This window comes from Streptomyces sp. WAC06614, from assembly GCF_003949795.1.
In the GTDB taxonomy this organism is placed as follows: domain Bacteria; phylum Actinomycetota; class Actinomycetes; order Streptomycetales; family Streptomycetaceae; genus Streptomyces.
In genome coordinates this window covers 1-3,086 of sequence record NZ_RPRY01000526.1, presented here as the reverse complement: position 1 = coordinate 3,086, position 3,086 = coordinate 1, and the positions used below count along the sequence as shown (strand labels likewise).

Genomic DNA, 3,086 nt, shown 5'->3' with positions numbered 1-3,086 from the left:
AGCCGGTAGCCGGCGGGGACCGGCGGGGCGCCGAGCCGTTCGGCCAGGCCGTCCAGTGCGTCGGCGGCGTCCTGGCCGCCCTCCGCCACGACCTGGTCCGCGCGCAGGGCGAGGAAGGTCAGCGGGAAGGCCGCGTGCGCCTCGGGCGCGTACGGCAGCCAGCTCGCGGCCGGGCCACCCCCGCGGGTCTTGGGCGCCGGGTGGTAGGGATGGCCCATGACCAGGGCCTGTTCGGAGCGCAGGTAGGGGTCCGCGGGCGGGGTGGCGGTGGCCCGGGCCGCGAGCAGGGCGGCGAGCACCTCCCGGCTGTCGGCCATCTCGCCGAGCAGCTCGTCGTTGGGCAGGCCGGTCAGCCGTCCCAGTTCGTCGCAGACGAGCTTGAGCAGCTCGGGGTGGCTGAGCGTGCGCCAGCCGGCCGCGGTCTGCAGTTGCGCACGCCCCGGACGCCGCCCGCCCCGCACCCGCAGCAGCCGGCCGCTCGCGCGCAGCCGGTGGGTGCCGGCGGCTGCGCCGTCGGGATCGGCGGCCTCCCGCAGGAGGCAGTTGAGCAGCGGGGCTGCGGCGTAGGCGTCGGCGGTGGCGTCCACGGAGTCCATTCGGAAGAGTGCGTGTCGGCTTCCAGAATATTGCGTGATCATGAAGTAGTGCGATGAGTCCGCCTTCGAGGAGGAGTGCCGTTCTGGACCGCAGCCTTTACCCGACCCGGGCCGAGGAGTCCGTCGCCGCCGAACTGGGCGCCGTACGGCCGGAGCTCGACGCGGCGTACGCGGCGGCGCTGCCCGGCGCCCGGGCCGCCGTCCTGACCCGGCTCTGGCGCGGCCTGGCCCACGAACCCCTGCCGTGGGTGACGGCGCGGCGGCGGACCCCCGACGGGCTGACGCTGCTGCTGGCGGACGGGAGCCGGCTGCACGGCCCCCTGCCCGACCCGTTCGCCACGGCGGCCTACGTCGACCAGGTGACGCTGGACGGGGTGCCCTACCGGCAGCCGGCCCGGCTGCTCACGGCGCTGGGCGTGCCGCACGGCGCGGAGTTCGCCGCCGAGCTCGACGACAGCACGGCCTCGCTGGCCCTGTCCCGGGCGGGGCAGGGGTCCGCCCGGCCGGGCCCGCCGGACACCGGCTGGCAGTGGGAGCAGCGGGTGGTGGACGGCCACCCCTACCACCCCAACTGCCGCTCGCGCCCCGGCTTCACGGTGGCCGAGCAGCTCGCCTACGCGCCCGAGCACGGCCCGGTGGTGGACCTCGGCCTGGTGGCGGTGGAGCCGCAGGAGTGCCTGATGACCGGGGACTGGCCCGAGGCGCTGCGGGACGGCGGGCGGATCCTGGTGCCGGTGCACCCGTGGCAGGCGCGGCACGTGCTGAAGTCCGCCGTGGAGCCGGGGCCGGCAGCGCATCCGCTGATGGCGCTGCGCACGCTGGCGCCCGCCGGCGGGCCGGGCGGCCCGCACGTCAAGACGGCGCTGAGCACCCGGCTGACCTCCTCGGTGCGGGACATGTCGGTGTACTCGGTGGAGAACGCGGAGGCGGTGTCGGCGTTCGTCGAGTCGCTGGCGGCGCGGCTGGAGGGGCGGCTGCACATCACCCGCACCCTCGGCGCGGTGTCGGCGTACAGCCCGGACCTGGCGGCGCTGCTGCGGGAGCCACCGGAGCGGTTCGTGGACACCAGCCGGTCGGAACGGGTGGTTCCGGTGGCGGCGCTGGCCACCACGGACCTGGCCCGGTCGGCGCCCTGGCTGGCGGAGTTCGCCCGGCTGGCCCTGACGGTGTGCCTGCGCGTGCTGGAGTTCGGCGTGGCGCTGGAGGCGCACGGGCAGAACCTGCTGGTCGTCCTCGGCGCCGACGGGGCCCCGCTGCGGCTGGTCTACCGCGATCTGGCCGACATCCGTATCAGTCCGGCCCGGCTCGCCCGGCACGGCATCCCCGTGCCGCCGATCGCGGGACGGATGGTCACGGACGACGAGACGGTGCTGCGCCGCAAGCTGTTCGGCTCGCTGGTCTCGGGGGCGCTGGCGGCGACGGCCGGTTCGGCGCAGGCGCTGGGCGCGGCCCTGGCGGCCGCGGTGGAGGCGCTGCCGCCCGGCCCGGACCGCGAGCACCTGCTCTCCCACCGCCTGCCGGTGAAGGCGCTCACCCTGATGCGGCTGAGCCCCGGCGTGCCCGGCGACCTGTGGACGGACGTGGCGAACCCCCTGGCCTGACCCGCCGGCCCGACCCGGTCCCGGCGCACCGGCGGGCGCCGGGGTGTGCTCCGTCCGGGGGAGTTCGCCGCGACCGCCGGGCCCCGCTGCACCGGGAACGCCGCGGGCGATGGCAGTAGTGGAGGGCATGAGCCTCACTCGCCGCCGGGTCCTGGCCGGCGCCACCGGCGCCGCGCTGGCCCCGCTCGGAGCGGCGACGGCCGCCGCCGCCCGCACCGCGGACCTCGCGGCGCTGCGGCGGGACCTGGACGGGCCGGTCGTCCTGCCCGGGGACCCCGACTACCCGGAGGCGCGCCGGCTCTACCAGCCGCGCTACGACGCGGTGGCGCCCGGCGCCGTCGCCTACCCGGCGCACGAACGGGACGTGGCGGTCTGCCTGGCGTTCGCCCGGCGCACCGGGGTACCGGTGGTACCGCGCGGCGGCGGGCACAGCTATGCGGGCTTCTCGACCGGAACCGGCCTGGTGATCGACGTCGGGGCCCTGGCCACCGTGACCGCCGACGGCGACGGCACGGCCCGGGTGGGCGCCGGGGCCCGTCTGGGCGAGGTCAACGCCGCCCTCGCCGCGCGGGGCGTGGCCGTCCCCACCGGCCTGTGCCCCTCGGTGGGCATCGCCGGCCTGACCCTGGGCGGTGGCCTGGGCGTGTCCAGCCGTGCGTACGGCACCACCAGCGACCGCCTGACCGGCATCCGCCTGGTGACCCCGGACGGCACGATCCGCGACGTGGACGCCACCCAGGACCCGGAGCTGTTCTGGGCCCTGCGCGGCGGCGGGCACAGCTATGCGGGCTTCTCGACCGGAACCGGCCTGGTGATCGACGTCGGGGCCCTGGCCACCGTGACCGCCGACGGCGACGGCACGGCCCGGGTGGGCGCCGGGGCCCGTCTG

3 protein-coding genes are annotated in these 3,086 nt (G+C 77.4%); 2 read left to right on the top strand and 1 reads right to left on the bottom strand.

Features of this window, described 5'->3' with window-relative positions; genetic code table 11:
• A partial coding sequence (locus EF918_RS34205; RefSeq protein WP_221889789.1) for an IucA/IucC family protein occupies positions 1-596 on the bottom strand: 596 nt, incomplete at its 3' end.
• A gap of 53 nt (positions 597-649) precedes the next feature.
• Here EF918_RS34205 and EF918_RS34200 point away from each other — a divergent pair.
• Together EF918_RS34200 and EF918_RS34195 are read left to right on the top strand one after the other, a co-directional pair.
• Positions 650-2,197 carry an IucA/IucC family protein gene (locus EF918_RS34200; protein ID WP_125652767.1) on the top strand — a complete coding sequence of 516 codons (1,548 nt, stop codon included), beginning with the start codon at positions 650-652 and terminating at the stop codon, positions 2,195-2,197.
• 127 nt (positions 2,198-2,324) lie between these two features.
• A partial coding sequence (locus EF918_RS34195) for an FAD-binding oxidoreductase (RefSeq protein WP_185922063.1) occupies positions 2,325-3,086 on the top strand: 762 nt, incomplete at its 3' end.